The organism is Pseudarthrobacter sp. TE9888 (assembly GCF_056279345.1).
This window is the reverse complement of sequence record NZ_JBWBRD010000002.1, coordinates 2,881,653-2,900,352: the sequence shown is the minus strand read 5'-3', so window position 1 is coordinate 2,900,352 and position 18,700 is coordinate 2,881,653. Positions and strand designations below refer to the sequence as shown.

At 66.2% G+C, this 18,700-nt stretch carries 16 protein-coding genes, 1 pseudogene and 2 riboswitches; of the genes and pseudogenes, 5 read left to right on the top strand and 12 right to left on the bottom strand.

Annotated elements, in window-relative coordinates; translation table 11 throughout:
* Positions 1-17 precede the first annotated feature (17 nt).
* Positions 18-668 carry an alpha/beta hydrolase gene (locus ACZ9J7_RS13935; protein WP_476210208.1) on the bottom strand — a complete coding sequence of 217 codons (651 nt, stop codon included), beginning with the start codon at positions 666-668 and terminating at the stop codon, positions 18-20.
* Positions 669-817: 149 nt separating this feature from the next.
* Between ACZ9J7_RS13935 and ACZ9J7_RS13930 the strand changes: the two genes are divergently transcribed.
* Positions 818-1,615 (top strand): SGNH/GDSL hydrolase family protein, encoded by a 798-nt coding sequence (locus tag ACZ9J7_RS13930; RefSeq protein WP_476211858.1) that lies wholly within the window; start codon positions 818-820, stop codon positions 1,613-1,615.
* Between the two features lie 48 nt (positions 1,616-1,663).
* On the top strand, positions 1,664-2,221 hold the full coding sequence (locus tag ACZ9J7_RS13925; RefSeq protein ID WP_476210206.1) for a hypothetical protein: 558 nt from the start codon (positions 1,664-1,666) through the stop codon (positions 2,219-2,221).
* Positions 2,222-2,303: 82 nt separating this feature from the next.
* Here ACZ9J7_RS13925 and ACZ9J7_RS13920 read toward each other — a convergent pair whose 3' ends face one another.
* A complete protein-coding gene (locus ACZ9J7_RS13920) occupies positions 2,304-3,788 on the bottom strand; it encodes a CoA-acylating methylmalonate-semialdehyde dehydrogenase (protein ID WP_476210204.1) in 1,485 nt (494 codons plus the stop codon).
* A 34-nt stretch (positions 3,789-3,822) separates the two neighbouring features.
* Positions 3,823-4,740, bottom strand: a complete 918-nt coding sequence (gene mmsB, locus ACZ9J7_RS13915) for a 3-hydroxyisobutyrate dehydrogenase (protein WP_476210203.1) — start codon at positions 4,738-4,740, stop codon at positions 3,823-3,825.
* A 109-nt stretch (positions 4,741-4,849) separates the two neighbouring features.
* Between mmsB and ACZ9J7_RS13910 the strand changes: the two genes are divergently transcribed.
* Positions 4,850-5,782, top strand: coding sequence for a LysR family transcriptional regulator (locus tag ACZ9J7_RS13910; protein ID WP_476210201.1), 933 nt, complete (start codon positions 4,850-4,852; stop codon positions 5,780-5,782).
* Positions 5,783-5,835: 53 nt separating this feature from the next.
* On the opposite strand, the gene ACZ9J7_RS13905 is transcribed toward ACZ9J7_RS13910, so the two are convergent.
* The 4 genes from ACZ9J7_RS13905 to ACZ9J7_RS13890 all read right to left on the bottom strand — a co-directional run bounded on the left by ACZ9J7_RS13905 (position 5,836) and on the right by ACZ9J7_RS13890 (position 11,239).
* Entirely contained in the window at positions 5,836-6,972 is a 1,137-nt protein-coding gene (locus tag ACZ9J7_RS13905) for a zinc-binding dehydrogenase (RefSeq protein ID WP_476210200.1), read from the bottom strand.
* Positions 6,973-6,976: 4 nt separating this feature from the next.
* Positions 6,977-8,359 (bottom strand): MFS transporter, encoded by a 1,383-nt coding sequence (locus ACZ9J7_RS13900; RefSeq protein ID WP_476210198.1) that lies wholly within the window; start codon positions 8,357-8,359, stop codon positions 6,977-6,979.
* 176 nt (positions 8,360-8,535) lie between these two features.
* The gene (gene metX / locus ACZ9J7_RS13895) at positions 8,536-9,651 is read right to left on the bottom strand and encodes a homoserine O-acetyltransferase MetX (protein ID WP_476210196.1); all 1,116 of its coding nucleotides are present in this window, start codon (positions 9,649-9,651) and stop codon (positions 8,536-8,538) included.
* A gap of 12 nt (positions 9,652-9,663) precedes the next feature.
* Positions 9,664-9,779: riboswitch (SAM riboswitch) on the bottom strand.
* A 134-nt stretch (positions 9,780-9,913) separates the two neighbouring features.
* The gene (locus ACZ9J7_RS13890) at positions 9,914-11,239 is read right to left on the bottom strand and encodes a bifunctional o-acetylhomoserine/o-acetylserine sulfhydrylase (protein ID WP_476210194.1); all 1,326 of its coding nucleotides are present in this window, start codon (positions 11,237-11,239) and stop codon (positions 9,914-9,916) included.
* A 44-nt stretch (positions 11,240-11,283) separates the two neighbouring features.
* A riboswitch (SAM riboswitch) is annotated at positions 11,284-11,398 on the bottom strand.
* Between the two features lie 153 nt (positions 11,399-11,551).
* Between ACZ9J7_RS13890 and ACZ9J7_RS13885 the strand changes: the two genes are divergently transcribed.
* Positions 11,552-12,190: a VOC family protein gene (locus ACZ9J7_RS13885; protein ID WP_141161063.1), complete on the top strand. Its 639-nt coding sequence runs from the start codon at positions 11,552-11,554 to the stop codon at positions 12,188-12,190.
* A gap of 194 nt (positions 12,191-12,384) precedes the next feature.
* On the opposite strand, the gene ACZ9J7_RS13880 is transcribed toward ACZ9J7_RS13885, so the two are convergent.
* A complete protein-coding gene (locus ACZ9J7_RS13880; RefSeq protein ID WP_476210193.1) occupies positions 12,385-13,005 on the bottom strand; it encodes a transposase in 621 nt (206 codons plus the stop codon).
* A gap of 181 nt (positions 13,006-13,186) precedes the next feature.
* A pseudogene (locus ACZ9J7_RS13875) lies at positions 13,187-13,594 on the bottom strand (IS110 family transposase); the annotation flags it as partial.
* A 274-nt stretch (positions 13,595-13,868) separates the two neighbouring features.
* Between ACZ9J7_RS13875 and ACZ9J7_RS13870 the strand changes: the two are divergent.
* Positions 13,869-15,662, top strand: coding sequence for an HNH endonuclease signature motif containing protein (locus ACZ9J7_RS13870; protein WP_476210191.1), 1,794 nt, complete (start codon positions 13,869-13,871; stop codon positions 15,660-15,662).
* 87 nt (positions 15,663-15,749) lie between these two features.
* On the opposite strand, the gene ACZ9J7_RS13865 is transcribed toward ACZ9J7_RS13870, so the two are convergent.
* The 3 genes from ACZ9J7_RS13865 to hutI form a co-directional block, all read right to left on the bottom strand.
* Positions 15,750-16,529, bottom strand: coding sequence for a CPBP family intramembrane glutamic endopeptidase (locus ACZ9J7_RS13865; protein WP_476210189.1), 780 nt, complete (start codon positions 16,527-16,529; stop codon positions 15,750-15,752).
* A gap of 65 nt (positions 16,530-16,594) precedes the next feature.
* Complete coding sequence (locus ACZ9J7_RS13860) at positions 16,595-17,383, bottom strand: DeoR/GlpR family DNA-binding transcription regulator (protein ID WP_476210187.1); 789 nt, start codon at positions 17,381-17,383, stop codon at positions 16,595-16,597.
* A gap of 101 nt (positions 17,384-17,484) precedes the next feature.
* The gene (hutI, locus tag ACZ9J7_RS13855; protein WP_476210186.1) at positions 17,485-18,696 is read right to left on the bottom strand and encodes an imidazolonepropionase; all 1,212 of its coding nucleotides are present in this window, start codon (positions 18,694-18,696) and stop codon (positions 17,485-17,487) included.
* Positions 18,697-18,700: the final 4 nt, after the last annotated feature.

Below are 18,700 nucleotides of genomic sequence, written 5' to 3'. Positions count from 1 at the left end.
CGCCGCCGTCGTCCGTCCTATTTCTTCAGCACCTCATGCGTGAGGAATTCCCCCACGTGCCCGATTTCCTGCTGGTTAATGCCGTGCCACATGCCCGTGTAGAGGACCTTGGTGAGCTTGACGTGCCTGCGCACCCACCCCATGGTGAACTCGATCTTGTCCTGGGTGATCACCGGGTCCTGCTGGTCCCGTCCCCAGAACATGGGCACGGTGCCGCCCAGCTCGCCGTCCTTGAAGCTGGGGTCCCCGGCGGCGTCCACCACGAACCCTGAGAGTCCGACGACGGCGGCGAAGTCCGTGGGCCGCTGGCGCAGGAGCGTGGTGGCCATGGCCATGCCCATGGAAAAGCCGAGCAGACTCACCGAAGGGTGGCCGTCGCGGATGCTGTCGATCCACTCCAGCACGTACGCGGACGCCATCTTGACCCGTTCCAGCGAGTACTCGATCGAGGCCGTCAGCGGGAACCAGGTGAAGCCGGGGCCCATGGCGATGGGCGCCCGCAGCGACGCGACGGCGAAGTCCCCGGGCAGCATGTCGGCCAGGCTGAGCAGGTCCTGCTCATTGGCTCCGTAGCCGTGGAGCAGCACCAGCAGCGGCTTGCCGGCGCGCTGGTCTTCCGGATGGGACCACAGGACAACGGGGGCAGGAAATACTTCGGCGTCAGTCATGGTTTCCATTCTTACAGTTACCGGAAAGTAACAACCTACGTTCGCGTAGGCAGCGGAGCGGAAGGCAGGATAGGACCGTGACTGATGCAAGTGCCTTTTCGACTACTCCTTCGCCCGCCGGTTCCCATCCCTGGACCCGGTATGTGGCGATGGGCGATTCCTTCACCGAGGGCATCGGCGACCCCGAACCTTCAAGCCCCGGCGGCCACCGCGGCTGGGCCGACCGCGTCGCGGAGGAACTCGGCCGCACCCAGCCGGACTTCGCCTACGCCAACCTCGCCGTCCGCGGCAGGCTGCTGCAGCAGATCGTGGACCAGCAGCTGGCCCCTGCCCTTGAACTGAAGCCTGACCTGGTCACCCTGTCCGCCGGCGGGAACGACCTCATCCGCCCCGGCGGGGACCCGGACTTGCTGGCCGAGAAACTCGATTCCGTGGTCCAGATCCTGTCCATGGGCGGCGCCACGGTGGTCCTGTTCAACGGGCCGGACACGGGGTCATCGGTGCTGGGCAGGATCCGCAGCAAGGTGGCCATCTACAACGAAAACCTGCGGACGGTGGCAGCCCGGCATGACGCGGTCATCGCCGACATGTGGTCCCTGCGGCAGTTGAGCGACCCGCAGATGTGGGACCAGGACCGCCTGCACTTCTCCCCCCTGGGCCACCACACCATTGCCGCCATGGTGCTGGACGCCCTGAACGTGGAACATTCCCTGGAACCACTGCAGCCCAAGCCGCTGCCGCCGCGGACCTGGCGCGAGGCACGCAGCGGGGACTTCGTGTGGGCGCGCGAGTATTTCGTGCCGTGGGTGCTGCGCCGCCTGCGCCACCAGTCCTCCGGCGACGGCATCACGGCAAAACGTCCGACGCCGGGTCCCGTCTTTGGCCCGGGCGTTCCGTTGGGCTCCGGCGAGGGTCCGCTGGGAACCTCCGAACCCAGCCGCCGGTAAGGCTGCCGGGGTTACGCTGGAAGGACAACACTCGAGAGGCGCGGCACCGTGAGCAGCTTGTTTATCTGGATCATCATCCTGTCCTTCGTTGTCCCCATGGCCATGCGGGCATACCGGCGCTCCATGGCGCGGCGGGACCGGGACCAGGGCCTGCCCGGACAGTTCCCCGGCCCGAACCAGTTCCCGGGTTCGAACCAGTTCCCAGGCTACGGCCAGTTCCCCGGCTCCTCCGGGCCGCAGAGCAACCAGCCGCGTGACGGCTATACCCAGCAGGATTACTTCTCCGGCGGCTTCCGCCAGCCCGGCCAGCCGCAGGGTCCCTTTGGCGGCCAGCAGCTGCCGCCCTACCAGTACGGACAGCCGCCCATGGCGGACCCCCGTTACGGCGCTGGGTCGCAGGACTTCGGGCAGGACCCCCCGTTACAGCAGCAGCAACCGCCTTACCAGGGACACGAGCCGTCCTCCGGGCCGGCCACGCCCCCGCCGCCGGCAGCTCCCCAGGGGTACCGGGCCCGGAAGCTCGCAGAGCTGGACCAGCAGTACAGCAACGGTGAGCTGTCCATGGAGGAGTACATGAAGCGCCGCGGCGACATCATGAACGGCTAGCCACACCTGCACACAGCAGGCCGGGGACCGAATGCCGGTCCCCGGCCTGCTGTTGCTTAATCGTCGCGCTCACTGCACCTGGCTAGTCCACCTGCGGGAAGCCAAGGTCGATCACCGAGGTGGACGGGTCCGGCCAGCGGGTGGTGACTACCTTGCCGCGGGTGTAGAACCGGATGCTGTCGGGACCGTACATATGGGTGTCGCCGAACAGTGAGTTCTTCCAGCCGCCGAACGAGAACGTACCCACCGGGACCGGGATGGGGACGTTGACGCCCACCATGCCTGCCTCGACGTCGAACTCGAACTGCCGCGCCGCCCCGCCGTCGCGGGTGAAGATGGCCGTGCCGTTGCCGAACTGGTTGTCATTGACCAGCTGCACCGCATCGCTGTAGGTGTCCACGCGGACCACGGACAGGACCGGGCCGAAGATCTCGTCGTCGTACACCTTCATGCCCGGCTTGACGTGGTCCACCAGGCTGACGCCGATGAAGAACCCATCGGAGTCGAACTGCTGGGAGCGGCCGTCCACCACCACGGTGGCTCCTTCGCCTTCGGCTCCGGAAACATAGGATGCCACCCGGTCGCGGTGCTCCGCGGTGATCAGGGGACCCATCTGGGACGCCGGGTCGGTGCCCGCACCGATCTTCAGGTCTGCCATGCGGCTGGAGATCGCCTTGACCAGGTCGTCGGCAATGTTTCCGACGGCCACCAGGACGCTGACGGCCATGCAGCGTTCGCCGGCGGAACCGTACGCGGCGGAAACCGCAGCGTCGGCGGCCATGTCCAGGTCGGCGTCGGGAAGCACCACCATGTGGTTCTTTGCGCCGCCCAGGGCCTGCACCCGCTTGCTGTGCTCGGCCGCACGTTTGTAGATCGACTGGGCTACCGGCGTGGAGCCGACGAAGCTGACAGCCTTCACGTCAGGGTGCTCCAGCAGGACGTCCACGGCTTCCTTGTCCCCCTGGACCACGTTCAGGACACCGGCCGGCAGCCCCGCCTCGGCGAAGGCTTCGGCGATGAAGACGGCGGCCGACGGGTCTTTCTCGCTGGGCTTCAACAGCACGGTGTTGCCGCACGCCAGGGCGCTGCCGATCATCCACAGCGGCACCATGGCCGGGAAGTTGAACGGGGTAATGCACGCCACCACGCCCACCGGCTGGCGGACGGAGTGGACGTCGATGCCGCTGGAGACCTGCTCCGAGCGTTCGCCTTTAAGCATGTGGGACAGGCCGGTGGCGAAGTCGATGTTTTCCAGGCCGCGGGCAATTTCACCTTCGGCGTCGGAGAGGACCTTGCCGTGCTCGCTGGTGAGGATCGCCGCGAGCTCGGACTTTCGCTGGGTGAGGATCTCGCGGACCTTGAAGAAAATGGTGGTCCGCTTCGCCAGGCTGGTTGCGCGCCATTCCGGCAGCGCGGCGCGGGCTGCCGCGATGGCCTCCTCCGTCCGGGCTGTGGAGGCGAGGGCCACCTGCTTTTCCTGCTGGCCTGTGGCGGGGTTGAAGACCGGGCCAAAGCGGTCGGCATCGGTGACGCGCGCGCCGTTGATGTAGTGCGGGATGGTTTCCAAGGGAGTCTCTTTTCCTGCGGTGCCGGCGGCGTGGTTAGTTGGACGGTGCCTGGTCGGCTGGCTGGAGCGAGCCGTCCACGAGCTTGATGATCATGGAGCAGTCCTTGCCCGCATCACCGGCATCAATGAGCCGCTGGAACAGCTGCTGGACGTGCTTGCCGATTTCCAGGGGCGTGCCGGTGTCCTCGGCGGCGCTGATGGCCAGGCCGATGTCCTTGTTGGCAAGCTCGGTGGTGAAGGTGGGTGCGAAGTCGTTGTTCGAGGCCGCCGTGGGCACCACGCCGGGGACCGGGTACCAGGTCCGCAGCGCCCATGAGTCCCCCGAGGAGACCGAGGCGATGTTCCAGAAGACCTGCTTGTCCAGGCCCAGCCGGTCAGCCAGGACAGCACCCTCCGCCGTGGAGGCAAGGTTGATGAAGAGCATCAGGTTGTTGCAGATCTTGGCCGCCTGGCCAGTGGTGGGGCCACCCGTGGGAATGATGTTTCCGGACATGGGCCCGATGTAGCCCGAGGCGTCTTTGACGGCACCCTCTTCGCCGCCCACCATGAAGGTCAGGGTCCCCGCTTCCGCGCCGCTCATTCCGCCGGACACCGGGGCGTCCACGAAGCGGAAGCCGGCGGCAGCAGCGGCGTCGTGCAGTTCCTGCGCGGAGGCAATGTCAATGGTGGAGGAGTCGATGAGCAGCGTCCGGGTATCCGCGTGCGCCAGCACGCCGTCGTCCCCGAGGTAGACGGCACGGGCGTGTTCGCCCTTGGGCAGCATGGTGAAGACGGCGTCCGCACCGTCCACTGCTTCAGCGATGCTCGCTGCCCGTTTGACACCGCCTGCCTCAGCGGCTGCCAGTGCCGCGGGGTTGAGGTCGAAGCCGCGCACATCGTGCCCGGCATTGGCCAGGTTCACCGACATGTGGCCGCCCATGTTGCCCAGGCCGATCCATCCGATAACTGCCATGCGTAAGCTCCTTTGCTTCCATTCCGGCATCTGCCGGCATGCCTGTGTCTACGATCACACCCTGCTAGAGTGCAATCAAGGGGAAAAAACACAGACGCTCTGTGCATTGATGCACACACAAGGAAGGTCACGCGTGGACTCGAGACGGTTGCCCAGCCCCGACGACCTCCTCATCCTGCTGACCGTGGCGCGCCTGGGCCGGTTCAACGCAGTGGCCGAAACCCTGGGCACCACCCACACCACTATTTCCCGCCGCATCCTGGCCCTGGACAAACAACTGGGCGGCCGGACCCTGGAACGCAGCCCGCACGGCTGGGAGTTGACGCAGCTCGGCGCAGCCGCTGTCGCGGCGGCGGAAACAATCGAGGACACGATTGGCTCCCTCTCGGGCCTGATCAGCCAGGACCAGAGCACCCTGGCCGGTTTGGTGCGCGTCGCCACCACCGACGGAGTGGGAGCCGTGTTCGTCACCCCGTCGCTGGTGCGGCTCCAGCAGCAGAACCCGCAGCTGAACGTCGAAATGCTGAGCGCCACCCGGAAAGTCAGCCAGAACCGGTCAGGCGTGGACCTTGAAATCGTGGTGGGCCGGGCCGACGTCAGCACAGCGCAGACCATCTTCCTGAGTAACTACTACCTGCGCCTCTACGCCAGCCACGGCTATGCCGCGCGGCACGGGCTGCCGGAAACGCTCGACGACGTGGGGCAGCATGCGTTCGTCTCTTACGTGGAGTCTGCACTCCAGGTGGCGGAGCTTGGGCCCCGGTGGTCATCGCAGCTTCCGACGCCCAGGACGAGCTTCCAGGCCACCAGCGTGTTCGCCCAGGTCGAAGCGGTGCGCCAGGGCGCCGGCATTGGACTGCTGCCCAACTTCATGGTGGCGGACCGTGACGACTTCGTCCCGGTCCTTGCCGGGGACTTCGAGCGCCAGCTGCCCATCTGGGCCGTTGCAAGGCCGGAGTCGCTCCGCTCGGCCCGCGTGCAGGCAGTGATCGCTGCCCTGAAGGACGAGGTGAAGGAGCGCTCGGTGCTGCTGGCCGGGTGAGCCGGCCAGCAGCGGTGACGGCGGGTTAGGTGCGGCGGGTCAGGCCTGACAGTTCAGGCCCGGAAGAGCCGCCGCACTACCTGCCCCGCTGCGAGCGCGTCCAGGCCCTCGTTGATCTCGCTGAGTGGCCGGGTGTCGGTGTGCAGCAGCTCGACCGGCAGCTTCCCTTCCCGCCAGTACGCCAGGTACTTGGGGATGTCCCGCGCGGGAACGGCGTCACCCATGTAGGAGCCCAGCAGCCGCTTGCCGGCCCCGGCGAACTGCAGGGCCGGTACCGTCAACTCTGCAGAGGGGTGGGGCAGGCCCACCGAGACCACCGCGCCACCCCTGGTGACCTGCGCCAGGCAGGACGCGATCACAGCGGCCGAGCCCACCGCTTCGATGGCGACGTCGACGCCGTCGCCGGCTGCTTCCTCAATCAGCCGCCCCGCGTCCTCCGGCGTCCCCACCGCGGTGGCCCCGGCGTCGCGGGCCAGTTGGTGCTTCCCCTGGTTGGGGTCGATGGCGATGACGCTGGCGGCCCCTGCCAGGCGGGCCGCCATCACGGCCGACAGGCCCACGGCGCCCAGGCCGAACACTGCCACGGACTGGCCGGTGCCAACTGCGGCGGTGTTGAACACTGCTCCCATTCCGGTGAGCACGGCGCAACCAAACATCGCCGCGACGGTGTCCGGGACGTCGTCGTCAATCACCACCACTGATTCCCGCGCAACCACCGCGTAATCAGCGAAGGCGGAAACGCCCAGGTGGTGGTTGATCCGCTCCCCCGCCGGCGTCCGCAACAGTGCCGGACCATGGAGCAGGTCACCGGATCCGTTCACCTCAGCTGCCCGGTGGCAAAGCGCCGGCCGGCCGGCCAGGCAGGAGCGGCACTGGCCGCAGCTGGGCACGAACACCAGAACCACATGGTCGCCCACGGACACGTCGGCCACGCCGTCCCCCACGGACACCACCCGCCCCACGGCCTCGTGTCCCAGGGCCATGGGTAGCGGCCGGACCCGGGAACCGTCCACCACGGAAAGGTCCGAATGGCACAGGCTCGAGTAGGTGATGGAAACTCCGAGCTCACCGGCTCGCGGCTCCGGCTGTTCCAGCTCCTGCACCAGCAGCGGCCGGGACTCGGCGTAGCTTTGCTTTCCCCCGGCTGCGGCCGGGGCGGGAACGGTGGAGTAGAGGACGGCGGCTTTCATGGGCCTACTTCCTGCTGGCCGCGAGCAGGTCTGCCGTGCCCTTGGCGTCGGCGGCGTCAACATCGTGCAGCGAGATGCCCCGGGTTTCCTTCAGGAAGAAGACCGCGACGGCGGTAATGGCACACGCGATGAGCAGGTACACCGCTACCGGTACAGAGGACTTGTAGGTGCCCAGGAGCGAGGCAGCGATGATCGGTGCCAGGGAACCCGCCACGATGGACGTCACCTGGTAGCCGAGCGAGACGCCGGAATACCGCATCCGGGTCGGGAACATTTCCGCCATGATGGCCGGCTGCCCGGCATACATGAAAGCGTGGAAAACCAGCCCGATCATGATGGCCGCCAGGATGACGAAGTCGTTCTTGGTGTCCATCATGGGGAAGGCGAAGAAGCCCCAGGTGGCACCCATGACGGCGCCGGCCATGTACACGGGCTTGCGGCCGAACCGGTCCGACAGCTTACCGACCACGGGGACCACCGAGAAGTGGACGGCGTGGGCAACAAGCAGCAGGAGGAGGATCCGCGTGGTGTCGGCCTGCACCACGGTCTTCAGGTACGTGATGGAGAACGTGACCACCAGGTAGTAGAGGATGTTCTCCGCGAAGCGCAGGCCCATGGCGGTGAAGACGCCGCGGGGGTACCGCCGGAACACCTCGGCTACGCCGTAGCCCTTGTGGCCGGCGTCCACTTCCTTGCGGGCCTCCAGGAAGATGGGGGCGTCGTTGACCTTGGTGCGGATGTAGTAACCGATGATGACGATGACGGCGGACAGCCAGAACGCCACGCGCCAGCCCCAGCCCAGGAACGCGTCCTGCGTCAGTGTGGAGGAGAGGACGAACAGCACGGCCGTGGCGAGCAGGTTGCCCAGCGGCACCGCCGACTGCGGCCAGCTGGCCCAGAAGCCGCGGGACTTGCTGGGGCTGTGCTCGGCGACGAGGAGTACCGCGCCGCCCCACTCCCCGCCCACGGCAAAGCCCTGGGCGAACCGGAGGAAGACCAGCAGCGTGGGCGCCCAGTAGCCGATCTGCCCGAAAGTGGGCAGGCAGCCCATGAGGAAGGTCGAGACCCCCACCAGGATGATGCTCAGCTGCAGGAGCTGCTTCCGGCCGAACTTATCTCCGAAGTGGCCAAAGACGATGCCGCCGATGGGACGGGCAACGAAACCGACGGCATAGGTAAGGAAGGCGGCGATGATGCCGTCCAGTTCGGTGCCGGCGTTGGGAAAGAAGGCCTTCCCGAACACCAGCGTGGCGGCCGATGCGTAGAGGAAGAACTCGTACCACTCCACGACCGTGCCGGCCATGGACGCCGTCACCACTTTCTTCAGGCCTGAGGCCTTGACGTCGGTTTCCTCTGTACGCCTTGCGGCGGAGCTTTCCGTACTCATGCGAACTCCTTCGGCGTCGTCGTCGACACCACGGGGACCAGTCAATGGCAGACGGATGTGATGCACACCACGAAAGCCGGATTCGATGAGTATGGTCTGCCCGCGGGGCAACCTCAACGCCGATGAGTGCAGAAGGCATCTGCAGGAATGCACATTGCCGGCTGTTCGCCGGGGGTTTAGACCAGGAAGCTGCTCCGGAGCTGGCCGCCCAGCTGCCCGATTTCGGTCAGGAATCCGTCGTGCCCAATCGGCGCCTGGATGACATGGACATCCACGTCCCCGGGCAGGGCCCGGGCCAGTTCGTGGGACTGCGCCGGGAAATAGAGCCGGTCGGAGTCGACGGCGGCCACGAAGAACCGCGCCGTGGAGGCGGCCAGGGTTTCGGCCAGGGTTCCCCGTCCCCGGCAGACATCGTGGCTCATCAGCGCCTCGGTCAGGGCGATATAGCTGTTGGCATCGAAGCGCTTCACCAGCTTGTTGCCCTGGTGGTCCAGGTAGCTTTCCACCTGGTAGCGGCCCCGGGAGGCCAACACTTCCCCCTGCAGGGGCGACTCCGGCGCCTGGGGCTCCCGGCCGAAGCGGCCTTCCAGCTCCGCGGCGGACCGGTAGGTGATGTGGGCGATCCGGCGGGCGAGGGCCAGCCCCTCCTCCGGACACGGACCGCCGTAGTAGTCTCCGCCGTTGAAGTGGGGATCCTGCCGGATGGCCAGGGTCTGCGCCTGCGCGAAGGCAATCTGCTCGGCAGTACTGGCGGCTCCCACGGAGATCACGGCGCAGCGCTGCACCCGTTCCGGGTACGTCACGGCCCATTCCAGGGCCCGTGCGCCGCCCATGGATCCGCCGAGGACTGCGAACCAGTCCTTGATGCCCAGCTGGTCCGCGAGCCGGGCTTCGGCAACGGTGCTGTCGCGCAGCGTGACCAGGGGAAACCGGGAGCCCCAGGGTTTACCGTCCGGCGCGGGCGAGGACGGGCCGGTGGATCCGTAGCAGCCGCCCACGATGTTGATGGACACCACGAAGAAGCGGTCCGTGTCCACGGGAGCTCCGGGGCCGGCCAGCTGCTCCCACCAGCCCTCTTCGTCGGTGTCGCCGCGGGTCACATGGGTACTGCCGGTCAGAGCGTGCTCGATCAGGATGGCATTGCTGGCGTCCGCGTTGAGCGTCCCCCAGGTTTCGTAGGCCAGGGTCACATCCGGGAGGTATCCCCCGGCTTCGAGTTCCAGACCCCCAATGGAGGCGTAACGGACGATTCCATGTTCAGGGATGGTGGTTCGGGCGACGGTAACCGTCATGGCAAGACCTCTTCTACGCGCTTGCCTGCCGTCGTCTGACCGGCAGGCCAGGTCCTCACCCGGGGCACCCCACCGCGGATGGAGGGTTGCCGGCCAGCAAGCCGGGGCTGTCACTGGCACTCATGACCTGGTTCGAGTGTACGAAACACCCCCCGCTCCTGGCCAAGAGTATGACTGGTTGTGACTTCCCGGCTTGCTGCGCCCCCTGCCGGCCTCCTTACTGGCGGGCCGGCATCTCTCTCATGGGGGCCGGCGTCGTTCCTTAAGCCCCTTCGGTGCCCTTGGCGGCCCGGAAGCCTGCTTCCAGGTCAGCCAGGATGTCGTCGATGTGCTCCAACCCAACGGAAAGCCGGACCAGGCCGGGGTGCACCCCGGCCACAACCTGCTGCTCCGGTGAGAGCTGGCTGTGCGTGGTCGACGCCGGATGGATGACCAGGGAGCGCACGTCGCCGATGTTGGCCACGTGCGAGTGCAGCTCCAGGGCGTCGACAAAGCGCTTGCCGGCTTCCGCGCCGCCGGCCAGGTTGAAGGCGACGACGGCGCCCGTTCCCTTGGGCCCGTACTTGCGGCCTCGCTCGTACCACGGGCTGGACGGCAGCCCCGCGTAGGCGACGGATTCGACGTCGTCCCTTGCCTCGAGCCAGCGCGCCACTTCCGTGGCGTTCGCAACGTGGCGCTCCACCCGCAGGCTCAACGTCTCCAGGCCCTGGGAAATCAGGAACGCATTGAAGGGCGAGACAGCCGAGCCGAGGTCGCGCAGCAACTGCACCCGGGCCTTGAGGATGTAGGAGAGGTTGGCGCCGAGCGCGCCGCCTTCGCCAAGGTCGCGTGCATAGACCAGGCCGTTATAGGTGGGGTCCGGGGTGTTGAAGCCGGGGAACCGTTCCGGGTCCTTGCCGAAATCGAACCTGCCGGAATCGACGATGACGCCGGCGATGGCCGAGCCGTGGCCGCCCAGGTACTTGGTGGCCGAGTGGAGCACGATGTCCGCGCCCCATTCCAAGGGGCGGATCAGGTATGGGGTGGAAAGGGTGTTGTCCACGATGAGGGGCACGCCGGCCTGGTGGGCCACTTCGGAGATGCCTTCAATATCCAGGACGTCCTGGCGCGGGTTGGACACCACTTCACCGAAGAAAAGCTTGGTGTTGGGCTGCACGGCGTCGCGCCACTGGTCCAGGTTGTCAGGATCAGCCACGAAGGTCACCGAGATGCCGAACTTCTTCAAGGTGTGGGCGAACAGGTTGTAGGTTCCGCCGTAAAGGCTGGGGCTGGCCACGATATGGTCGCCTGCCTCAGCGATGTTCAGCACTGCAAAGGTCTCCGCAGCCTGCCCCGAACTCAGCAGCAATGCCGCCAGGCCGCCTTCAAGGCTGGCGATCCGTTGCTCGACGGCATCCTGGGTGGGATTGCCGATGCGCGTATAGATGGGTGCAAGTTCGGCCAGGGCGAAGCGGTTGGCCGCGCTTTCGGCGCTCGGGAACACAAATGACGTGGTCTGGTAGATAGGCAGGGCGCGGGCCCCTGTTGCGCTGTCCGCCTCCTGGCCAGCATGGATCTGGCGGGTTTCAAAAGACCAACCGTTGGACATCCAAATCTCCTTTGACATGGGCCCGGCATGCTCACCAGCAGTGCGGGCCGCGCTTGCTCCCGGCTGTTGCCGGAGAGCCAGGTCTTCACCCGGGGCACCCCACCGCGGATGGAGGGTTGCCGGCCAGCGAGCCGGGGCTTGGCGCTGGCACTCATGACCTGGGCCCAGTCTAGGAACCTGACGGTTGCCGTGGACAGCATTGTGACGAACATGGTCTTGCCCCGGGGCATTTGCACAGGGGCAAGACCACGCGAAATGCCAGTAAGGGTATCCTTAGCTGAGAGCCCGATCACAAAGTGCCAAGATGTTCGCATGCGCATGGATCACGTCTCTTACGCCTGTGAACACGATGGCCTCGCGGCCACTACCGAACGTATTGCAACTGCCCTCGGCGTTGAGGCAGTGAAGGGTGGCGTCCACCCCCGCTTCGGAACCCGGAATATGATCATCCCCCTGGCCGGCCACAAGTACCTCGAAGTCGTCGAGGTCCTGGACCACCCGGCGTCGGACAAGGCACCGTTCGGCCAGGCCGTACGTGCCCGCTCCGCTGCCGGTGGCGGCTGGATGGGCTGGTGCGTCGAAGTGGACGACCTCGCCCCCTTCGAGGAACGCCTGGGCCGCGCCGCCGTGAACGGCAACCGCAAGTTCCCGGACGGCCGCGAGCTGGTCTGGAAGCAGATTGGCATCCTGGGCCTCATCGCCGATCCCCAGGTGCCGTACATGCTCAAGTGGGAGGGCGATCCCTCTCTCCACCCGTCCCACGCGTACGAGAGCAACCTCAAAATGAGCTGCCTGACCATCGCCGGTTCCGCCTCGCGCGTTACCGAGTGGCTGGGCGAGCCCGTGGAGAAGCCGCTTGAGGACGTTGCGGTGGAGTGGGTGGCCCCGCACGGTACCCCAGGCATCCTCTCGGTCACGTTTGAGACCGCCAACGGAGCTGTCACCATCTGACCCTCCCCCGTTCCTCCCCGGACCATTTCGGGGAGGTCCCCGGCGTGTGCCCGGGCAAACTTCGGCCGCCATTGGGTGGTGACAACGGCGTCACCACCCAATGGCGGCCGAATTCACTTAAAAAGGTGCCCCCTGCGCCGTTACCAGGGCGCCAGCGTGAACCGCGCACACTTTGAATGATGCTCCTATAGCTGTCAATTGGTGTGGAGCCAGTCTGAGTAGCGTTGGAAGAAGTGGTCGTCGCAGGTGAGTCCGCGCTCGAATCTGGACAGTGTTGAGGGCCAGATGTGAAGGGTGTCGGCGGCTCTCTGGAGGGTGATGTTCTTGGCTGTGCGTAGGGCCCGGAGTTCCCCGGCTGCGGGCGCGGGGTGCGGGTGGAGCAGTTGATCGTAGATCTCGCGGGCGATGTAGCGTTTGAGGCAGCGGATGATTTCTTTGCTGGTTTTGCCTTCCTGCCGGCGTTTGCTGACGTAGGTTTTAGTGCGCGCGTCACAGCTCATGCGAACGAGTGCGATGTGGTGGATCGCTTTGTTGGCCTGCCGGTCTCCGCTGCGACTAAGGCGGTGGCGGGTAGTCTTCCCTGACGAGGCCGGGATCGGCGCGACGCCGACGAGGGCTGCGAACTTCGCCTCGGTGGTAATTCTTTCGGGGTTGTCTCCAACGGTGACCAGTAGCTGGCTGGCGGTGTCGGTTCCGACCCCGCGCAGGTCCCGGAGCATGGGCGCCTGGGCGGTGACGAGCGCATCGAGTTCGGTGTCGATCAGTGCCAGTTCCTGGTCCAGCGCGCGGTAGCGGCGGGCGAGGCGTTTGAGCACGATCGCGGTGGTGTTCAACGGATCGTTCAGATCCCCGCCAGGGCCGTGATTTTTCCAGCGCGGCGATTATCGCCGTGCCGGTCATGCCCCGGTAGCGGGCGCGCAAGGTGTCTGGGGCGGAGACAAGGATGCTTTTGATCTGGGTGATGACAGCTACCCTGGCCCGCATCGCGGTGGATCTCTCGGCACGCACTACACGCATGGCCTCAACGGCACCGTTACGCGCTTTCGGCAGCGATGTCCCAGAGCCCGCCAGGGCGGCTTCGGCTGCCTGGTAGGCGTCCAATGGGTCCGATTTGCCGTGGAGGCGCCGGTACTGCCGGTTAGGCCGCATGACCTCCAGGACCTGCAATCCTTCGCCGGTCAGGACCCGGGTCAGCTCGGCACCATAGGTGCCGGTGCCCTCGACCCCAATGGCCAGGACGGTGCCGAACGAGGTGATGAATTCGACGATCTTCCGGTAACCGGACCCGACAGCGAGGAATTCCTTGTCCGCGAGGTGCTCGCCGGTGTCGCTGATAACAGCGACGTGGTGCGTGTCGGAGTGGGTGTCGATCCCGGCGATGACTGTCAGAGAGTGCTTTGCCATGATGAAACTGCCCTGGCCTTTCCGTTGCGTGCGGTTGGGACGAATCGGGGCACGCCGGCCGGGTGGGCAGACAAGACAGTAATGGGGACTTATTCGAACAGGCTCCTATTAGGTCATGTCCACCTGGCCGCCGCGTTTCCTGCAGCTCGTGCCACGGTGGGCAGATCATTCACAAGACAAACCCTTCGAGAGGGCGTCAGTCAGAACCCAGAGTCACACCGCAGCACGAGCCAATTCCATCATTACTGTCAGTGCCTCGTTGGATGATGTGCATATGGGAATCAGCGATGGTGTTGGGGTGGTTTTGGAGGGTGTTCGCGCCTCTGTTGCTGCCCTGGATGCGCTCACTCTTGAGGACCAGAGCCTTGAAGATGCTGCATCGACCGCCGGGGGTGCCGGTGTGGATGTGTTGCAGCGGCGGTATGAGCTGTGCCTTGAAGGCTTGGAGCTGATAGCCCGGCTGGAAGCTCGGGTCGCCGCGCTAAAGTCCCGGCAGGCTGCCCGAGCCGTTGAACTGCAGGAGGCGATGACGTCACCTGACGCCTCGGTGCAGGACCGCACTTACGCGCAAATGTCCGTGGTGGAGGAGATCGCCGGTGTCCTGACCATCAGCTCCGCGGCAGCGGGGGCGTTGGTGGAGCAGTCCCGCCGGATTTGTTTCCTGCCGCTGGCGTTCGAGGCACTGGCTGCGGGCGCGATGTCGTGGCAGCACGCCCGGATTGTCGCGGACGAAACCGAGAGCCTCGATGGGACTGGTGCGGCGTCTCTGGTGGCACACTTCTTCGACCCCGACGCACCCCATGCTTCACGGGGTGCCGCTCCGGGTGAGCTCATTTCGTCCCGGTTCCGGGCCAAGATGCGGGGCTGGCGGGAACGCCACCACCCCGAATCGATCGAGAAACGCCATGCAAAGGGGGTGGCTGACCGGCGGATGGAATACACCCCTGACAAGGACGGCATGGCCTGGGTCTCGCTCTACCTCCCCGGCGATACTGCGTGTGCGATCTGGAACCGGACCACCGCCACGGCCCGCGGACTGCAGGGGCCCGATGAACCCCGCACCCTCACCCAGCTCCGTCCCGACATCGCCGCCAGCCTCCTCCTCGCCGGCCAGGCGGCGGGTGGTCGGATCACCGGCACCACAGCCACCGGGACCGGTGCCGCCAGTGTGACCGCGGTGGGGAAGGTTCCTGCTCCGCGGGCCGATGTGCTGGTCACCGTGCCGGTGTTCGCGCTCCTCGGCCTTACCGATGAACCCGGCGTACTGGATGGTTTCGGGCCGATCCCGGCGTCCATGGCACGCAAACTTGTCGCCGACGGGGCGGACTCGTTCTACCGGGTCCTCGTCGACCCCCGGGACGGGGCACCCTTGGAGATCGGCCGCAAAAACTACCGGCTCACCGGGGCCATCAAACACTGGATCCGCATGCGCGACACCACATGCACCTTCCCCGGCTGCACCAACAAAACCCCCGACAACGAAACAGACCACCTACAAGCGTGGGAACACGGCGGCACCACCAACGTCAACAACCTCGCACAGCTCTGCCCCAAACACCACCGACTCAAACACCACAGCCAATGGACACCCGACCCGGCCACGAGCAAGGACCCGCCCGGCTGGACCTCACCCACCGGACGCCACTACAACCCCGAACGCCAGGACCCCGAACCAACCCACTGGCCGCCGGGAATCCTGCCGCTGGAGGCAATCGTGGGGCACACCGATGCGTCAGGTCCGCCCGAACGCACAGCTGGCCGTGGCAACAGTGGTCAACCCAATGACACGCCTGGACTCAGCGACGCCCCAGAACTTGCTGACACCGTTCCACTGGCTGCAGCGCCAACGTGGCGCGGGTTGCATCTGTCGGAAGATATCCCTTGGCAGCAGGTCATCGCATCGATGCCGCTGTGGCCTGATCCGCCTGTCGAAGAACCGCCAGGTGAGAACATGGTGGACCCCGGCGAGCTTTGCCCCGCTGATCCCCTGTGGGATGAGTTCCATGCAAAGTCTTTCGAGCTGCCCGCTGACCCGCAGGCGGACTGGCAGCTGCTGCTGGGCATGTGAAGGTGGGTGGTGTTGGGCATTGCGGGTACACAACACTTGTGCCGCGCAGGTAGCCACTAAGCCCCCCCCTGCCAGGCCGCGGCGGCGCTAGCCCAGCCCTACGGCCTTACCGAAGAGGCTAAAGCCGACGAATGCCACAATGTCCAGCAGCGCGTGGGCGATGACCAGCGGCATGACGCGCTTGGTGCGGGTGTAGAGCCAGGCGAAGACCACCCCCATCACGGCGTTCCCAATGAAGGGACCAAAGCCCTGGTAAAGGTGGTAGCTGCCACGCAGCACGGAACTCACGGCGATGGCCAGTGGCGTGCTCCAGCCGAACTTCCCGAAGCGGTCCATCAGGTACCCCACCACAATGACTTCCTCCAGCACCGCGTGGCGCATCGCCGAGAGGATCAGGACAGGAACGGTCCACCAGTACGCGTCGAGGGCACTGGGGATGATGGCGGTGGTGATGCCGAGCGCCCGGCCGGCCGCGTAGAGCCCCAAGGACGGTATCCCGATCAGCGCGGCCAGCCCCAGACCCTGCAGCAGGTCCTTTCCGGGCCGGGCGAAGTTGAATCCCAGCTTCCGAAATGCTGAGCCGGAGTTCTGTGCGTCTCCGGCGGAAGCCTGGCGCTGGTCGGTGAGGAAATAGAGAACCAGCAGCACAGGCACCAGCGCAAAGATGATGTCGAGCAGCTGATACGTCAGATCGAAGTACTCGCGGGTGCTCTGCGAGCGGTTCAGGGTGGAGGTACCCTCGGCCAGCGGGGCGCGGGTCATCTTGTCGAGCAGCTGCACCACGGAGTAGACAGCGGACTGGCCCAGGGACAGTCCCAGGACGATCCAGACTTCGAGCCGCAGTCGACGGCGTGAGGGAACCAGCATGTTCCCATCTTGCCTTCAGTTTCTGGATCCTGCCTGACGGAACTCCCCCCAGCCTCCCGGGAGTATCAGGCAGGTGCCACGATCACTTCCGTGCCGTTGGCTTCAAAGGCTGCCTTGTCGCGCGCAGAGATCCCGGAATCGGTGATCAGGCGGGTGAAGTCGTACCCGTCCATCGTAGCAAAGGCCCGCACTCCGACTTTGGAGGAATCAGCCAGGACGTAGGACACCCGGGCGCGGGAAGCCAGCAGGGCATTGACGGAGGCCTCGCCCTCCCCCGTGTTGGTGGGTCCCACCTCCGGGTCGATACCGTTGACACCGATGAAGGCGATGTCCAGCACCACCTTCTGCATGATGATGTCCGTGTAGGGGCCCACGAGCTCATACGACCGCGGGTTGAGGATGCCGCCTGTCACCATCACCTTGATATTGGGCCGGACCGCCAACTGGCCCGCAATGTTGATGGCGTTCGTTACGACCGTGAGCGTCGGCTGGTTGGAGGGTGCATTCAGGTCCTCCCGGGTGGCCAGGATCTGTGCAAGCGCGGTGCTGGTGGTGCCTCCGCAGAGACCAATGACGGCGCCCGGCCGGATGAGGGCCGCGGCGCACTGCGCGATCTGTTCCTTCGCTTCGGCATGGTCGTCGCGGTTGTAACGTCCGGGCAGGTCATACGCCAGGGCGCCGGTGGTGGCACCGCCGCGCGTCCGCGTCAGCAGGCGGCGCTTGGCAAGGCTGTCCAGGTCGCGCCGGGCTGTGGCAGGGGAAACGTTGAGGGTGCTGACGATCTCGTCGACTTCTACCTGGCCGGTTCTGGCGAGCAGGTCCAGAATCGCTGTCAGCCGGTCGGTGCGCGTCATGCAAGCGGGCCTTTCGATACATCAGCCACCGCTTCGGGATGACGTTTCCTGATTCTAACCATACGGAAAAGATCAGGAACAATCATACAGCAGGAGACGTGCTAACGCCCGCGCACTCCGGCCCGCCACACAGCGTACGTCAATGGCATCCCGGGACGGTAAGCGAGATGGGTCGCAGAAGGCGCATTCAGCAGGTGCAGGTCGGCCCGGTGTCCGACGGCGATGGACCCCACGGCGCGTTCACCGTCGGCGTCCCGGCCGGCTTCCTTGTGCAACGCCAGCGCGCCGCCGTAGGTGGCGGCCCGGACAGCCTCGTGCACGCTCAGGCGCATCTGGAGCACGGCCGTCGTCACGCAAAAGGCCATGGAACTGGTGTACGACGTGCCGGGGTTGCAGTTGGAGGCCAACGCCACCTGCACCCCCGCGTCGAGAAGTTCGCGGGCGGGAGCCAACGGCTGGCGGGTGGAGAGGTCGCAGGCAGGAAGGCACGTGGCAACGGTGCCCCGCTGCCCGGTTCCCAAGGCCGGATCCCAGCCTGACCAGGATGCGGCCAGGGCTTTCACATCCTGCGCGGCAAGGTAGTTCACGTGGTCCACGCTGGCCGCGCCCAGCTCCACGGCAAGCTGCACGCCGGGACCCTCGCCGAGCTGGTTGCCGTGCACCCTCAGTCCCAGGCCGGCCTCGCGGCAGGCCACCAGCACACGGCGGGATTGTTCGGCATTGAAGGCGCCCTCTTCGCAGAAGACGTCGGCCCACTGGACGTACGGGCGGACCGCAGCGAGCATCGGCCCGCAGGCCAGCTCGGTGTATTCCTCCGGGTCCTGCCCGGCTGGAACCAGGTGTGCGCCGAGGTAGGTCACCTGGTCCGCGATGGTGGAGGCAATACGCGCGCTCCGGGCCTCGTGTTCGACGTCCAGGCCGTAGCCGGTCTTGGTTTCGAGGTAGGTGGTGCCCTGCGAGACTGCCTCGGCAACCCGCCCCATGGCAAGGCGGGTGAGGTCGAAGTCGGAGGTGGCCCGCGTGGCGTTCATGGTGACGGCGATGCCACCGGCAGCGTAGGCCTCCCCCGCCATCCTGGCTTCGAATTCTGCGGTGCGGTCCCCGGCGAACAGCAGGTGGCTGTGCGAGTCCACCCACCCCGGCAGCATGGCCCGGCCTCCGGCGTCGACGGCGTCATCCGCTGCCGGAGCGTCGGCCGCCGCCCCGATCCAGGAGATCCGTTCACCTTCGATGACCACCGCCGCGTCCTTCAAAACCCGGTGTTCCAGGTCCTGCGTCATCAGCTCGGTAATGTTGGTGATCAAGGTGCTCATGGGA